Annotated in this window: 14 protein-coding genes; 5 read left to right on the forward strand and 9 right to left on the reverse strand. The window is 59.8% G+C overall.

Annotated features, from left to right (window positions below):
• Positions 1-21 precede the first annotated feature (21 nt).
• The 3 genes from rpmG to ACYVIT_RS10205 form a co-directional block, all read right to left on the reverse strand.
• The gene (gene rpmG, locus ACYVIT_RS10195) at positions 22-189 is read right to left on the reverse strand and encodes a 50S ribosomal protein L33 (RefSeq protein ID WP_003810296.1); all 168 of its coding nucleotides are present in this window, start codon (positions 187-189) and stop codon (positions 22-24) included.
• 30 nt (positions 190-219) lie between these two features.
• Complete coding sequence (gene rpmB, locus ACYVIT_RS10200; protein ID WP_415808484.1) at positions 220-456, reverse strand: 50S ribosomal protein L28; 237 nt, start codon at positions 454-456, stop codon at positions 220-222.
• 284 nt (positions 457-740) lie between these two features.
• Complete coding sequence (locus ACYVIT_RS10205; RefSeq protein WP_415808483.1) at positions 741-1,946, reverse strand: Bcr/CflA family multidrug efflux MFS transporter; 1,206 nt, start codon at positions 1,944-1,946, stop codon at positions 741-743.
• Between the two features lie 188 nt (positions 1,947-2,134).
• Here ACYVIT_RS10205 and ACYVIT_RS10210 point away from each other — a divergent pair, with 188 nt between their 5' ends.
• The 4 genes from ACYVIT_RS10210 to ACYVIT_RS10225 all read left to right on the forward strand — a co-directional run bounded on the left by ACYVIT_RS10210 (position 2,135) and on the right by ACYVIT_RS10225 (position 7,692).
• Positions 2,135-3,394 (forward strand): class I SAM-dependent methyltransferase, encoded by a 1,260-nt coding sequence (locus ACYVIT_RS10210; RefSeq protein WP_415808482.1) that lies wholly within the window; start codon positions 2,135-2,137, stop codon positions 3,392-3,394.
• A gap of 567 nt (positions 3,395-3,961) precedes the next feature.
• Positions 3,962-4,960: an ABC transporter substrate-binding protein gene (locus tag ACYVIT_RS10215; protein ID WP_415808481.1), complete on the forward strand. Its 999-nt coding sequence runs from the start codon at positions 3,962-3,964 to the stop codon at positions 4,958-4,960.
• Between the two features lie 615 nt (positions 4,961-5,575).
• Positions 5,576-6,436 carry an ABC transporter permease gene (locus ACYVIT_RS10220; RefSeq protein ID WP_415808480.1) on the forward strand — a complete coding sequence of 287 codons (861 nt, stop codon included), beginning with the start codon at positions 5,576-5,578 and terminating at the stop codon, positions 6,434-6,436.
• Positions 6,433-7,692: a quaternary amine ABC transporter ATP-binding protein gene (locus ACYVIT_RS10225; protein WP_415808479.1), complete on the forward strand. Its 1,260-nt coding sequence runs from the start codon at positions 6,433-6,435 to the stop codon at positions 7,690-7,692. Before ACYVIT_RS10220 ends, ACYVIT_RS10225 begins: the two co-directional genes overlap by 4 nt.
• Positions 7,693-7,784: 92 nt before the next feature.
• Here ACYVIT_RS10225 and ACYVIT_RS10230 read toward each other — a convergent pair whose 3' ends face one another.
• The 3 genes from ACYVIT_RS10230 to ACYVIT_RS10240 form a co-directional block, all read right to left on the reverse strand.
• Complete coding sequence (locus tag ACYVIT_RS10230) at positions 7,785-8,756, reverse strand: Bug family tripartite tricarboxylate transporter substrate binding protein (RefSeq protein WP_415808478.1); 972 nt, start codon at positions 8,754-8,756, stop codon at positions 7,785-7,787.
• A 184-nt stretch (positions 8,757-8,940) separates the two neighbouring features.
• Entirely contained in the window at positions 8,941-9,411 is a 471-nt protein-coding gene (locus ACYVIT_RS10235) for a MaoC family dehydratase (RefSeq protein WP_415808477.1), read from the reverse strand.
• Positions 9,408-10,658 (reverse strand): CaiB/BaiF CoA transferase family protein, encoded by a 1,251-nt coding sequence (locus tag ACYVIT_RS10240; RefSeq protein WP_415808476.1) that lies wholly within the window; start codon positions 10,656-10,658, stop codon positions 9,408-9,410. The genes ACYVIT_RS10235 and ACYVIT_RS10240 overlap by 4 nt, the downstream gene beginning before the upstream one ends.
• Positions 10,659-10,763: 105 nt before the next feature.
• Here ACYVIT_RS10240 and ACYVIT_RS10245 point away from each other — a divergent pair, with 105 nt between their 5' ends.
• Positions 10,764-11,657 (forward strand): LysR family transcriptional regulator, encoded by an 894-nt coding sequence (locus ACYVIT_RS10245; protein ID WP_415808475.1) that lies wholly within the window; start codon positions 10,764-10,766, stop codon positions 11,655-11,657.
• A 38-nt stretch (positions 11,658-11,695) separates the two neighbouring features.
• On the opposite strand, the gene ACYVIT_RS10250 is transcribed toward ACYVIT_RS10245, so the two are convergent.
• The 3 genes from ACYVIT_RS10250 to ACYVIT_RS10260 form a co-directional block, all read right to left on the reverse strand.
• Positions 11,696-12,070 carry a tautomerase family protein gene (locus ACYVIT_RS10250; RefSeq protein WP_415808474.1) on the reverse strand — a complete coding sequence of 125 codons (375 nt, stop codon included), beginning with the start codon at positions 12,068-12,070 and terminating at the stop codon, positions 11,696-11,698.
• An 87-nt stretch (positions 12,071-12,157) separates the two neighbouring features.
• Positions 12,158-13,174, reverse strand: a complete 1,017-nt coding sequence (locus ACYVIT_RS10255) for an acyl-CoA dehydrogenase family protein (protein WP_415808473.1) — start codon at positions 13,172-13,174, stop codon at positions 12,158-12,160.
• Positions 13,175-13,241: 67 nt separating this feature from the next.
• On the reverse strand, positions 13,242-14,399 hold the full coding sequence (locus ACYVIT_RS10260) for an acyl-CoA dehydrogenase family protein (RefSeq protein ID WP_415808472.1): 1,158 nt from the start codon (positions 14,397-14,399) through the stop codon (positions 13,242-13,244).
• Between the last annotated feature and the right edge of the window lie 111 nt (positions 14,400-14,510).

The following is a 14,510-nucleotide window of genomic DNA, read 5'->3' on the forward strand; positions in this document are numbered from 1 at the left end:
CGACGTCGAAAACAGGCTGGATTACTTCAGCTTGGTTTCTTTGTAGTCAACGTGCTTGCGAGCGACGGGATCAAATTTCTTGATCAGCATCTTTTCGGGCATGTTGCGCTTGTTTTTGGTGGTCGTGTAAAAGTGGCCCGTGCCGGCAGTCGACTCGAGCTTGATCTTTTCGCGGATACCTTTGGCCATGTCTTGCTCCTAGATTGTGATGGGGCCGGATCAGGCCAGTTCGCCACGGGCGCGCAGGTCGGCCAGGACAGCGTCGATGCCGTTCTTGTCGATGATGCGGATGGCCTTGGTGGAAACACGCAGGCGAACCCAGCGGTTTTCGCTCTCGACCCAGAACCGGCGCGATTGCAGGTTGGGCAGGAAGCGACGCTTGGTCTTGTTGTTAGCGTGGGAAACGTTGTTGCCCGTCATCGGGCCTTTGCCAGTTACTTGGCATACGCGTGCCATGATTTTACCTCTAAGTATTCTGGCCGCGTATGGCGAAGCTGGGGAAGGAAAGACAGGTAGATAGGCTTTACGCCTGTGCTTATACCCGCTACCCGCCGCCCGCTGTACCTATACACGGGGTGCTGGTCGAAAGTGGTAGCTACAAAGCATAGTAGGCTACTCACGGGAAAACTTCATACGAAGCTCGCCATTCTAATACGAAAAGGCGAGAAAAATCAATAGCTAGGCCAAGGAGTGTTGGTCAAAGGGGAAAACATCCCAGTTTCCCTGCGCGCAGGCTGGCTCTACAGCGAGAGGGGCGGGCCCCGGCGGGCGATGCGGCCGGATAGCCAGGACAGCGTGGCGCAACAGGCCAGGACAGTGGCCAGCGGCAATGGCCCGTCTGCCTGCCAAGTACTCACAACCACGCCGGCGATCGCGCCACAGGACATTTGCAGCGTGCCGAGCAAAGCCGATGCGGCGCCGAGGCGCATGCCTTGTTCCGACAAGGCCAGCGCGGCCGAGTTGGGATTGACGAACCCCTGGCTGAACATATAACCGATCAGGCACGCCATCAGCAGCGGTAATGTCATCCATCCGGTCACAGCCAGGACCAGGGCCACGAGACTGGCGACAGCCAAGGCATTTTGGGCGACGCGCTGTAATTGTATGGGGGAACGTTTGCGTAGCAGCCGGGCGCTGACTTGCGAGCCGATGATAAGCCCGGCGGCGTTGGCGCCGAACAGCAGCCCGTAGTGCTCGGGCGCGATACCGTAGTACTCGATAAATACCCGAGGGGAACAAATGATGTAGGCAAACATGCCGGCGGAGCCCAGCCCGCCGGCCAGGCTGTGTGCGATAAAGCGTCGGTGCCTGAGCAGAGCCAGATAGTTCTCAGCGATGACGCTGGCGCGTAGCGGTTGTACGCGCGCCGGGGGCAGGGATTCCTTCATGATCCGCATGGTGGCGATGATCATGGCCAGCGAGACGGCCGCCATCAGCCAAAACAGGCTGCGCCAGCCGACGAAGAAAAGCAATTGTCCACCGACCAGCGGCGCCAGAATCGGTGCCAGGCCCATGATCAGCATCAGCATGGACATGGCGCGTGCCGCGTCCTGGGTTTCGTAGTGGTCGCGAATCACTGCGCGGGGAATAACAATGCCGGCCGCGCTGCCCAAGGCTTGCAGTACGCGGCATAGCGTCAGCATCTCGATAGTGCTGGCCAACGCGCAGCCCAACGAAGCGAGGGTGTATATGCCCAGTCCCGCCAGCATGGGGAGTTTGCGGCCGTAGCGGTCGGCGAGAGGGCCGTAGACAATTTGAGCCAGGGCCAAGCCAACCAGATAGGCTGCCAACGTGCGCTCGACGTCGCCGCGCGGCACCTGCAGCCCAGCGGAGATTGCCGGAAAAGCCGGCAAATACATATCAACGGAGAATGGCCCGATGGCGGTGAGCACGCCCATCAAAATGAGCCAGCCGGGCATACTGCGAGGTAAAGACTGCGATGGCATGAATGCTTGGGGGAGGGGCTGTGCTACTGATAATGCGCGTGCCGCACAGAAACACGGCGCATGGATAGGAAAATTGACGTTTCGCTGAATTAGATAGCAAGCTAACTATTCTAGCATGCGTGCAGGACTGGCAGTGAGTGGGGATTTTCGGCTAGAGTTGCTCAGTTCTTTCATGTAGGGGAGAAGCTGTGAATCCTATGCTGTCTGCTGTAGAACGCAAGTTGCATGCATTGCCAGTCACCGTACAGTTAGAGTTGCCTGATGGCACCGTCGTCGGGCCCGCCGATCCAAAGGTACGGTTCGTTGCGCGAGATAAATCGGCGTTGGCTCACTTGGCCGAAGGGGCGGTCGGGGTGTTGGGCCAGGATTACGTCGAGGGGCGCATCGATATCCAGGGCAATATGCGCGATGTCATGGCCGCCGCGGCGGCGCTGTTGCCGGGTTCTCCGGTCGATGCGGCTCGGGGGGGCTGGTTGACGGATCTGGTGCGCAAGGTGATCTCGGTGTGGCGCCACTCCGTCGAGCGTGACGCCAAGCAGATCGAGTTTCACTACGATTTATCCGACGAGTTTTATGCGCTGTGGCTGGACCCGCGCCGCGTTTATTCCTGCGCGTATTACCGTACGCCCGAGATGAATCTGGCCCAGGCTCAAGAGGCCAAGCTGGACCACATTTGCCGCAAGCTGCGTTTGAAGGCGGGCGAGCGTTTTCTGGATGTGGGAGCAGGTTGGGGCGGACTGTTGCTGTGGGCCGCGGAGAACTACGGCGTCGATGCGACGGGCATCACGTTGTCGCGCAATCAACATGCCTATGTCAATAAATTGATCCAGGAGAAGGGCCTGTCGGGCCGGGTCCGGATGGAGCTGCTGGACTACCGCAAACTCGACGAGTCTCAGCCCTACGACAAATTGGCGTCAGTCGGGATGTTCGAGCACGTGGGGCGCGCGCAACTGCCGGGGTATTTTGCCAAGCTGCGCCGCCTGGTCAAACCGGGTGGGTTGATCATGAATCATGGCATTACCGCGGCCGGCTTATATAACGCCGAGCTGGGCAGTGGGATGGGTGAATTCATTGAAAAATACATCTTCCCGGGTGGTGAGCTAACCCACATCAGCAGCGTGATGGAGGCCATGACCAACGGTGGCCTGGAAGGCGTGGACGTGGAAAATCTGCGCCCTCATTACGCACGTACCCTGTGGGCATGGAGCGATGCGCTGGAGGCGCGTCTGCCCGACGCCGTCCAACTCTTGCAAGGTGACCAGGGCGCCCGTTCGCTGCGGGCCTACCGGCTGTATTTGGCAGGTTGCGCGATGGCGTTCGAGCATGGGTGGATTGCCTTGCACCAGGTGCTGGCCGCGACGCCGGCGACGGGGCGGCCGGACGAGTTGGATAACCCGGCAGATCTCGCCTATCCGTGGCGACGAACCTATATGTATACCGACACGTGAGGTTGATGCCTGTCCGCCTGTCTCATCGCTGGCATGGGCGGACAAGTCGTGTACGGGGCGGCCAGAGTGGCGGCCCCGAGTTCCGTTTCGTGAAAAATCGGCGGAAAAATTGACCGAAAGCTCCTGGCGGCCGGCAAATTTTTCGCTCAATAATAACTATTAGAAACTCGAAGAAACTAAAAGTGTCTTATTTATATTGCAGTGCAACACCGCGTAGACAGGGGCTTTGCGCCTGATCGATGCGTGGTTTCCCTAGCTATTTTTTGGTTTTTTGTATCAAAATGATTCGGCGCGGCGGTTGGTCGGATAGTCAAAATCAGCTAAGATGCTGGCTTCTTCATTTAGTTGTATTCAAATTTCTGTCATCCCGACAGGGGCCTTTCGTAGGCTGCTGTTTGGGTTTGCTGTCTGATGAGGCTGACGTCCCCTGCGACGCCACGTCTCGCTGCTAGTGTCGGTTTGTATTGGCGGTTCTGCCCGTCTTCCGCACAACCCCCTTAGCTCCACGGCATCACGCAACCTGATTGGGTCAGCGGGGTGTCCTTGAACCTATGGAGGCAAAAGCCAATGCGTTTCAATCCTGTCAAAACCCTGTCCGCTGCAGCGGTGTTCCTCGCGTTTGCCGGTACTGCTCAAGCAGCTGACGCACAATGCGAAATCGACCGTCCCGTCAAGTTTGGCGGCATGAATTGGGAATCCAATCTGGTCCTGGTCGATGTCCAACGATTCATCATGGAAAAGGGCTTTGGTTGCAAAACCGAAACTCTGCCTACGGAAACGCTGCCGGCGTTGGCCGCCCTGGAGCGCGGCGATCTGGATATCAATACCGAGATTTGGCTCAATAGTGTGGCCGAGCCTTGGGAAAAAGCCGAGAAAACCGGCAAGGTCAAGCGCATCGGTGATGTGTATATGGGCGGCGAGGCCTGGTTTATCCCCCGCTATACCGCAGAACGTCTGCCCGAGCTGAAGTCGGCGGCGGACCTGCCGAAGTTCAAGGATGAGTTCAAAGATCCGGAAGAGCCCTCCAAGGGGCGTTTCTATGGATGTCCGGCAGGCTGGGGTTGCGAAGTCGTCAGCACGAATCTGTTTCATGCTTTGAAGTTGGACGATTCGTACACGCTGTATTCGCCGGGCACCGGCGCTGCCCAAAAGGCCGCATTGACATCGGCCTACAAGCGCAAGCAGAACGTGGTTTTCTATTACTGGTACCCCACGCCGCTGGTGGGAGCACTGGATCTGGTCAAGCTGGAATTGCCGGCATATGACGCGGAAAAGCATAAGTGCCTGACGTCGCCGCAGTGCAAGGATCCTCAGCCTAGCGCTTATCCGGAAAACCCCGTCTTTACAGCTGTAAATTCTGGTTTTGCAGAGAAAGCACCGAAGTTGACCGAGTTCTTGTCCAAGGTTTCCGTGCCGCTGCCCGAGATGGATGCGACGCTGGCCTATATGGAGGAGTCGGGGGATGAGTCGTCTGATGTTGCCCAATGGTTCCTGAAGAATAAGTCTGATGTATGGAGCAAATGGGTGCCTGCAGAGGTCGCGACGCGGGTTAAGGCTGCGCTGTAAGCCTGGCTTGGCGGTGTGAGCTGCTAGGCTGCTCTGCTGTGGCGAGGGCTTTTAGGGCTCGCCGGTTCGAGAGTGGCATGGGGCTGTTGCCGAGATTTGCTCGGGGCTGTTTGTCATGTCGACGGCGGCTGGGTTTTCGAGGGCACAGTGGTGCTGTTTAATGCGGCGGGTGTCTCTGCTTTGGCGTCCCTGCTGGGTGCCGGGCAGTTGCCCGCCGGCCCTATCGCCGCGACTCGGCCCGTGAGCAGGGGCCTCGGCCTCGCTGCGCGAGGCTACATCGCGGCTCTACGGGCGGGCGGGCAACTGCCCGGCACCCAGCAGGGACTCGCAGTAGGGGCTGGCCGCGGCATTGATTGGGTTTTTCTGTGGTTCTCGTATGTGTTACGTATGTGGCGTGCGTCCGGCGACATGTGTGTGCGGCGCCTGCTACGTTGGGTGTGAGCATGAGACGTGTTGTGTGAATGTTCGTACGGCATGTTCATGGGCAGGGGCGAATGGCTGTTGCGGTCGTTGGTTCCCGTACGAGAAGCGCATTGCGTGACTAGGGTCATGCAGCTGATTGCTTTATCTGTTTATCGGCTGCATCGCTCTACGGCATGCCCGTAAGGAGGTTTTATGTTTCCAGAAATTATTCCGCCACGCGCTGTGCGTGGCGCTATTGATTCGTTCGTCGATCACTTGGTGACGCAGTATGCGGACACGTTGGAGTCGATGTCGCAGCCGTTCCTGAGCGCGTTGGTGTGGCTGGAACAGGTCTTGCGCAGCACGCCATGGTGGCTGGTCGTGTTGGTCACGATCGCGATTGCATGGGGCGTCAGCCGCCGTATCGGCCTGAGCATTGCCATGGGCGCGCTGTTGTGCGTGATCGGGCTGCTGGGGCTGTGGGATGCGGGGATGCAGACGCTGGCGCTGATGATCATGGCGGCAGGGCTGTCGGTGATTATTGGTATCCCAGTAGGAGTGCTGATGGCGCGGATCAATTGGCTGCGCTCCATCATGCTGCCGATTTTGGACGTCATGCAGACGATGCCGAGTTTCGTTTATCTGATTCCGGTGGTGATGTTGTTTGGTCTGGGCAAGATTCCCGCGATTATTGCTACAGTGATTTATGCGGTGCCGCCGCTGATTCGCTTGACGGATTTGGGCATTCGCCTGGTCGATCGCGAGGTGCTCGAGGCGTCGCGTGCGTTTGGCGCGAATGCGCGCCAGCAGTTGTTTGGCGTGCAGTTACCGCTGGCGCTGCCCAATATCATGGCTGGTATCAACCAGACCACGATGATGGCGTTGTCGATGGTGGTGATTGCCTCGATGATCGGGGCGCGCGGCCTGGGTTACGAAGTGTTGTTGGGTATCAATCGTCTGGAGGTTGGCCGTGGCCTGCTCGCAGGCCTGGGGATTGTGGTGTTGGCGGTGCTGTTTGACCGTATTACGCAATCTTATGGACACCGCGTACGTCGTCAAGGAGGCCAACGATGAGCAAGATCGAAGTCAAAAACATTTATAAGGTCTTTGGCCCGCATCCGCAAAAGTGGTTGTCTGCTGCGCAGAGCGGCATCAGCAAGGAAGACCTGTTGGCCAAGAGCGGTCATACGCTGGGGTTACGTGATATCAGCCTGTCGATCGAAGAGGGCAGCATTTACGTCATCATGGGCTTGTCCGGTTCGGGCAAGTCGACGTTGATCCGCCATTTCAATCGTTTGATCGAGCCCAGCGCCGGCCACATTCTGGTCGACGGTGTGGATGTTGTCAGTCTGGGCAAGCGTGAGCTGGAGACGTTTCGCCAAAAGAAAATGAGCATGGTGTTCCAGCGCTTTGGCTTGTTTCCGCATCGCACAGTGCTGGATAACGCGGCGTACGGCTTGACAGTGCAAGGTGTATCCAAGGCTGAACGCGAGGAGCGGGCGCGCCATTGGCTGGACCAGGTCGGGTTGAATGGGTTTGAAGCGCAGTATCCTCATCAGTTGTCGGGTGGGATGCAGCAGCGCGTGGGCTTGGCTCGCGCCTTGGCGACCGATGCCGAGATTTTGTTGATGGACGAGGCATTTTCGGCACTGGATCCGCTGATTCGCCGGGAAATGCAGGATCATCTGTTGCAGTTGCAGGCCAAACTGAACAAGACCATCGTGTTCATTACGCACGATCTGGACGAGGCTTTGCGTCTGGGTAATCGCATTGCGATTCTGAAGGACGGGGAGTTGGTGCAGGAGGGCACGCCGGAAGACATCTTGCTGAATCCGGCGAATGACTACGTGCAGGCGTTCTTGCAGGACGTCAACCGCACGAAGGTTCTCAATGCGGCGCATGCTGTGAATCCGCCGCGGTTGACGTTGACCATGCGTTCTCGTCCGGCGCATGCATTGGACCGTATGCATGCGTTGAGTTTCGAGTATGCGCCGGTGCTTGATGGCAAGCGATTGGCGGGCGTGCTCACGAGCGCAGCAGCGCAGCGCGCAGTCGAAGCGGGTGTGCGCGATGTGTCGGCCTATGTCGAGGATCTGGCGTCGGTGCCTGCCACGGCTGGTCTGGACGAGGTGTTGGCTCGCCTGGTGCACAGTGATCAACCGGTCGCTGTGACGGGCGAGGATGACGAGTTCATCGGTATGCTGTCACGTAAGAAGGTCGTGGATCTGGTCACGCCGGCATTGCAAGAGGCCGCGCCTGAGGCGGCAGCGTCGTCAACGGCTGATGACGAGCCGAATCAGAATACTGTCAAGACGACCGAGTCTGCTTAGCGCGGCGAGCCTTTGGGGGTTCTGGATTGAATCCTGGACACCTTGATGAATTTGGGGCGACTTAGGTCGCCCCGATTCGTTTCTGGCTGCATTTAATCCAGCCGTACGTTGGCGGCCTTGACGACTTCGTGCCAACGCTGAATCTCGTCGCGAATGTATTGTTCGTATTCCTGTGGTGAGGCGCCCAGTGGTTGCGCACCTTGAGCAGCTAACTGTTTCAGGACGTCGGGTGATTGCAGGGCTTTGCGGATCTGTGCGTTGAGGCTGTTGATGATCTCCGGCGGCGTGCCCGCCGGGACGACGATGCCTTGCCATGCGCCCATTTCGAAATCGGGAACGACGGTCTCGGCCAGGGTCGGCGTATCGGGTAATTGAGGGCTGCGCGTTTTGCTGCTGACAGCCAAGGCGCGTAGTTTTCCTTCGCGGATAAAACCCAATGAGTCGTTCAGAGTGTTGGTCATGAATTGCACTTGGCCGCCGACCAGATCTGTCATGGCCGGCGCGCTGCCGCGATAAGGGATATGGGCGGCCTCTATGTCGACCGAGCGCAGGAATAGCAGCGCGCCCAGATGGGTCACATTGCCCGCGCCTGCTGAGGCATAAGACAGTTTGCCTGGACGAGATTGGGCATAGTCGACGAATTCTTTGACGTTGCGGACAGGCACCGAGGGATGCGTCAACAACACGAGAGGGATCACCGCCGTCGACGAGACCGCATCGAAATCCTTGACGGGATCGAACGACAGGTTGCGGTATAGATTGGGGCTTAACGCAATGGACGAGGTGTTGTACAGCACGGTATAGCCATCTGGTTTGGCCGCTGCCGCATACTGCATGCCGATGTTGCCGTTGGCGCCACCTTTGTTTTCGACGACGAAGGTCTGACCCGTTTGGTCGGATAGTTGCTTGGCCAGTACCCGGGCGACCAGGTCCGTGGGGCCGCCGGGCGGGAAAGGTACCACCATGGTGACCGGGCGTTCAGGCCAGGCGGCCAGTGCTGAGCAGGAAAGACCGATGCCTGCCAAGGCCACCAGGGCAGCGAACAGGCGGTGAATGCGTTTCATGAGTTTGTCTCCTTGAGTTGTTTTTTGTTTGGCAACGCGAAGGTGGTGCGCTGTTGTTGCTTTTGTCTCGGGCGGGCAGCACTGCGTTGTTGTTGTTGTTGTTGTTGTTGTTGTTGTTGTTGTCTGGCGTTTAGCGCCTGTTTTTATTTCCGGCGCACCTGGCTGAATGCGCCGGGTTGGCGATTCAATCAGGCTTGCCAGCGAGCAAACGCGTCGCTGTGTAAGTCATCACGGGTTGTCCGTGTTGGTTGCGAACTTCGATCGATGAGTTCACCACGGCGCGATTGCTTTTAGAGGTGGGGCGTATGCCGGTGACTTCGACTTCTGCCCAGATGGTGTCGCCCGCAATGACCGGCGCCAGCATTTTTTTATGTACCTCCAGCAATGCGAGGCCCGTGCCCTGGACCATGCCTTGCATCAGCAACCCCTCGATCAAGCCGTAAGTCAGTGCGCCCGGTGCGGGGCGGCCGCGGATGGCGCCGTGTTCGAAGGTGGCATCGATAAAGATCGTCTCCAGCATGCCGGTAGCGCTGATGAAGTTGACGATATCGGTTTCGGTAATGGTGCGGCGGAATGTATGAAAGCGCTGGCCGACTTGCAGGTCCTGCCAGTAGTAGCCTCGTCCTAGCACGGTAGGGGTTTGGGGAGTTGTCATTGCTCAACCTCGGGTGGCGTGGAAAGGGAAATGGAGAGTGAGCTGTCGCGAGCACTGCCGCTCGCCAGCAGCTGCTCGATGCGTTCGGCCGACAGCCCTGCTTGTTGCAGCACCTGGCAGGTGTGTTCGCCCAGCCGAGGCGGCATGGCAGGTGGCACGTGCGAGCGTTGCAGGCGAACAGGATTGCGCGTAAAGCGATAGTGGTGTCCGGCAGCGCTGGTCAGCGGTACGAAGAAATCCACGCTGCGCAGATGCGGATCTTGTTCCAGGTCTTCCAGGCGGTTGACGGGCGCAGCCGGGATTTCCAGGCGCTGGCACAAGGCGAGCCAGTGGGCCGTAGGATGATCCGCGACGATGCGGCCTACCAGGGCATAGAGGTCTTCGATGTGCTGGGTGCGTGCTGCGATGTCGGCAAAGCGTGGATCATCGGCCAACGCTTCGTGGCCTGTTTCGTTAAAGAAGCGACGCCAATGGGCATCGGTGTAGGGCATCATGCACAAATAGCCGTCGGTGGTTTGATACGGGCGTCGCCATGGGGCCAATACGCGCGGATAGCCGGCGGTACCAGGGCTGTCTTGCAGGTGGCGGCCGTAAAAATGCTCCACCAGCAGATAGGACGCCATGGATTCGAACATCGGGACTTCGAGTTGCTGTCCCAGGCCTGTGCGTTCGCGTTGAAACAGCGCCGCCAGAATGGCGTGGGCCGCGACCAGGCCGCAAGTTTTGTCGGCGGCTATGGTGGGCAGATAACGCGGTTCGCCGCTTTGGCGCTGCGTGATATCCGCGATGCCTGTCAGGCCCTGCACGATGTCGTCATAGGCGGGCTGATCGGCATAGGCGCCGCCTGCACCAAAACCATACAGGCCGGCGTAGATCAGTCGTGGATTGCGGGCGCACAGCGTTTGCGGGTCCAAGCCCAGCCGCGCCATTTTCGCCGGGCGCATGCTGTGCATGAGGACATCTGCGCTATCAACCAGGGCCAGCAGGGCTTCGCGCGCATCGGCTTGTTTCAGATCCAGGACGATGCTGCGCTTGTTCCGGTTGATACCCAGGAAAATCGCGGCGAGATCGTCCTCTTGTTTAGGCCCGGTGCGGCGCGTCGAGTCGCCCTCTGGCGGTTCGACCTTGACGACATCCGCGCCGTAGTCGGCCAGGATCTGCGAGGCATAGGGACCGAATACCACGGCCGTCAGGTCCAGGATGCGTACACCGGCCAAGGCGCTGCGCTCGGAGGGGCTCTTTGTCATCTCGATTGCTGCTCTGCGATAGGGGACATCTGATGCATGTCATCCTAATCACCCGGCAGATAACCGTCTAATATGGCGTTGGTATGACGCGATATGGAATTTGTTATGGCTGTGGACTTGAGGCAGTTACGCCAGTTCGTCACGATCGCCGAGCTCGGCAGCTATCGGCGTGCCGCCGAGGCGCTGCACATTGCGCAGCCTGCGCTGTCGGTCTCGATACAAAAGCTGGAGCACAGCGTAGGCGTGTTGTTATTGGAACGTGGCGCAAAAGGGGTGTCGTTGACCCCTGCCGGGCAAGCGTTGATGGCTGATGCCCAACGCGCCTTGTTCCATGCTGATCAGGCGCGGCAGTCGGCGCGGCGTGTGGCGTTGGGCGAGCTCGGACGCTTGCGTCTGGGGTTTGTCGGCTCGGCCACGTACATGCTGCTGCCGCGTTGCTTGCCTGAGTTCCGGCGCCGTTATCCCGATGTCGCGTTGGAGTTGCGCGAAGACAGTACGAAGCGCTTGGCGGAAATGTTGCGCGCCAACGAGATCGATGCGGGTCTGGTGCGTGGCCCATTGGCCGAAGACGCGTCGTTATCGGCCTGGGTAGTCGAGCGCGATAGCTTGATCCTGGCGTTGCCCGCGACGCATCCCTTGGCCGATGGCGGGCCTATCACGCTGCAAGCACTGCGGGCAGAGCCATTCGTGATGTATGCGCCCGACAAGGTCCCGGGGTTGCACGGCGTTGCTCAAGCACTTTGCCGCAAAGCCGGTTTTTCACCGCAAATCAGTCAGGAGGCGATCCAGGTGCAGACGCTCGTGAGTCTGGTGGCCAGCGGTCTGGGTGTGGCCTTGGTGCCGGGAGTGACGCGCGCGTATTCCACACCGCATGTGAAATTCGTGGATTTGCTGGACGCCGATGCCCATGACGCGCTGGCGTTGTCGTTGGTGGCGCACCGAGATACCTCGTGTGCGCCGGTATTGCGGCTGCGCGACTCCATGCTGTCGGCGCAATGATGCGCTATTGAAAATGATGGAGCGGCAGAGGGGCTGCTTTAGCGTCCCGCAGCCAGGGCGGTGATCCCGCCTGCGACGCCCATGTCGGTCTTGGGCACATCGGTGACAATGACGCGCACGTCTTGTTCTGAAATGTCGAGGCTGTGGTGGACAGCGCGGCTGACCGCGGCGATGAGTGCGGCTTTTTTCTCGGGCGTGCGGCCTTCGATGAGGCGTGCGATGACCAGAGCCATGGGCTTGCCGATTTCGCCTGCGACGATGACATGTTCGGCGGCGACTTCCTCCAGCACGATACGGATGGAGGGCAGGGGCGCTGCGATGCTGTCGACGACAGCCTGCGAGCAATTCTGCAGCAATTGCGCTTTTTGAGCGGTGCTATGGCCTTGCATGATTTGCATGTTCAGGATGGGCATGGCGATTCCTGGCGAGTCAGGCGAGCCTGTGGCTCGCTGGGGTTGAGATGAGTTGCATCATAGCAATCTTGGCAGGCGAGGATGCGATCACTCAATGACGGCAAAGAGATGCTTGCGCACGTAGTCCAATGCGGACGTAGACGCTGCCAGCGCGTCCGCCCCGATGCGGGCGTTCCAATACGGCTCGCCGCCAGCGGCGCGACGCCATTCGCGTAATCGGCGCGTGCAATATTGCAGCTCGTACTCTGCCGTCACACCGATTGCGCCATGCACCGCATGCGCAATGTCCGCAGCCCGCGTCACGGCGGCGCTGGCGCGCGCTTTGCCCAGCGCGGCCAACAAGGGGGCGGGGCGCCAGTCCGGGCTTTGATACGCCAGTTGTGCCGCCGTGCGCACCGCCCATACCTGCTCGGCCAGGACGCTGATCTGTTGCTGCACCGCCTGAAAACGCCCGATGGGTTTGCCAAACTGGGTGCGTTGGTTGGCATAGTCTATGGTCAACGCCAGGATCTGTTCCAGTGCACCAGCGATCAGGCCGGCGTAGGCGACAGCCGCCAAATCCGCCAAGCTGACGTCGGCGATGTTCAGCAGGGCGCTGTCCGGCAGTACGGCGGGTGGCCAGTGTAAGTCCGCATCGAGGCTGCCATGGCCACCCGAGGGCGCGATCTCGGCTTGTGCGACTGGTAGCAAACGAGCCCCGTCCGGTGTCGCCGCCAACACCCATTGCGCGACGCGAGCGGCGCCGACGGCATGGGCCTGGATGCCGGCAGTGGTGTGGTGCACCTGAAAGGGAGCGAGGGCGATGGGGCCTGACGGCGGTTGATGGCCGGCGTGATGCAGCCAGGCGCGCGCCAGCAGGGTTTGAATCACTGGCGCGCCCACGGCGTGCCTCCCCGCCGATTGGGCTAATGGCACGATGTCGGCCAGGCGCAGGCCGGCCCCGCCGGCGTCCTCGGGTAATAGCGCATCCAGAAAACCGGAGTCTTCCACCGCTTGCCAGGCTGCGGTGGCCGACTGGCCGCGCTCGATGGCATGTAGAACCTCTGTGGAATAGGCTTGTGCAAACAAGCGCTGGGCGGCATCGCCGAATAAGGTATCCATCATCAGTCGCTTCGAAAAACCTCGGCGCCGATGCCGAGATAACAAAACATGCTGCAGCAAGACCGCAGCGTTAATTTGACCTGAGCCCCAGCCCTCGCGCGATGATGCCGCGCAGGATTTCGCGCGTGCCGCCACGCAGCGAGTAGGTCGGGCTGACTTGTTCTACGTAAGCCAAGGTGCGCAGCAGTTCGGGTGGTATCGCGTGATCAGGCGTTTGGCTTAAGATTTGTGCCAGCAGATCGGGGATGCGTTGTTCCAGTTCTGTGCCCAGGTCTTTGACCAGGGCGGCCTCGATGGCGGGGCTGCGGCCGCAGGCGAGTTGCCCTGCGATGGCCAGCGACATGGCGCGCAGCGTGGCGAGTTGCGTGAGGATTTCACCGAGCGCAGCGGTGGTGTGGGCGTCGTTGATCTGGTTGGCACGGCAATGCGACAGCCAGCATTGCACCAGCGCCATGCTGGAATAGATGCGCTCGGGCCCGCTGCGTTCAAACGCGAGTTCTGCATTGACTTGCTGCCATCCATCGCCCTCGGTGCCGATCAATGCCGACGCATCGAGCGCGACATTGTCGAAGAACACTTCGGAAAAATGGGCGTCTCCTGCCAGGTCTTCGATGGGGCGTATGGTGATGCCCGGCAGCGACAGATCGATGATCAGTTGCGAAAGCCCCTGATGCCGGTCGGCTGCCGTGCCCGAGGTGCGCACCAGCGCAATCATGTAATGGGACCGATGGGCGTTGGTGGTCCAGATCTTGCTGCCATTGAGCAGCCAGCCCCCATCTTTGGACTCGGCCCGCGTACGAATGCTGGCGAGATCCGAGCCTGAGTTCGGTTCGCTCATGCCGATGCAGAAAAACGCCTCTGCGCGGCAGATGCGAGGCAGGTAAAACTGGCGCTGCGCTTGCGTGCCGTACTTCAGAATCAACGGGGCGCTTTGGCGGTCGGCAATCCAATGGGCCGATACCGGCGCACCGGCGCACAGCAGTTCCTCGGACAGGACGAATCGCGCAAAATGCCCACGTGCGGCGCCGCCGTATTCGCGGGGCAAGGTCATGCCCAACCAACCGCGGGCAGCCAAGGCCTGACTGAATTCGGCATCGAAGCCCATCCAGGATCGAGCGCGCTGATCGGGCGGCATATCGGCCAACGCGTCGTTCAGAAAGGCCCGTATGTCTGCACGCAGAGATTCGTCTTCGGTGGGAATGGCGGTCAGTTCAAGCGTATCTATCATATTGTGGATTAGCGGCTCCTTGGTGTCGGACTATCCCTCTGGAGGCGGGTCCTTGTCTAATATTTTTTTTTGGCGGGCCGATACATATTTCGTATCGGGCAGCGCCAGGTC

This window comes from Bordetella muralis, assembly GCF_054781015.1.

Coding starts and splice junctions, on each gene's coding strand:
- ACYVIT_RS10220 (WP_415808480.1), top strand. CDS start 5,576: ATGTTTCCAGAAATTATTCCGCCACGCGCTGTGCGTGGCGCTATTGAT.
- ACYVIT_RS10245 (WP_415808475.1), top strand. CDS start 10,764: ATGGCTGTGGACTTGAGGCAGTTACGCCAGTTCGTCACGATCGCCGAG.
- ACYVIT_RS10230 (WP_415808478.1), bottom strand. CDS start 8,756: ATGAAACGCATTCACCGCCTGTTCGCTGCCCTGGTGGCCTTGGCAGGC.
- rpmG (WP_003810296.1), bottom strand. CDS start 189: ATGGCCAAAGGTATCCGCGAAAAGATCAAGCTCGAGTCGACTGCCGGC.
- ACYVIT_RS10205 (WP_415808483.1), bottom strand. CDS start 1,946: ATGCCATCGCAGTCTTTACCTCGCAGTATGCCCGGCTGGCTCATTTTG.
- ACYVIT_RS10215 (WP_415808481.1), top strand. CDS start 3,962: ATGCGTTTCAATCCTGTCAAAACCCTGTCCGCTGCAGCGGTGTTCCTC.
- ACYVIT_RS10255 (WP_415808473.1), bottom strand. CDS start 13,174: ATGATGGATACCTTATTCGGCGATGCCGCCCAGCGCTTGTTTGCACAA.
- ACYVIT_RS10250 (WP_415808474.1), bottom strand. CDS start 12,070: ATGCCCATCCTGAACATGCAAATCATGCAAGGCCATAGCACCGCTCAA.
- ACYVIT_RS10260 (WP_415808472.1), bottom strand. CDS start 14,399: ATGATAGATACGCTTGAACTGACCGCCATTCCCACCGAAGACGAATCT.
- rpmB (WP_415808484.1), bottom strand. CDS start 456: ATGGCACGCGTATGCCAAGTAACTGGCAAAGGCCCGATGACGGGCAAC.
- ACYVIT_RS10225 (WP_415808479.1), top strand. CDS start 6,433: ATGAGCAAGATCGAAGTCAAAAACATTTATAAGGTCTTTGGCCCGCAT.
- ACYVIT_RS10240 (WP_415808476.1), bottom strand. CDS start 10,658: ATGACAAAGAGCCCCTCCGAGCGCAGCGCCTTGGCCGGTGTACGCATC.
- ACYVIT_RS10235 (WP_415808477.1), bottom strand. CDS start 9,411: ATGACAACTCCCCAAACCCCTACCGTGCTAGGACGAGGCTACTACTGG.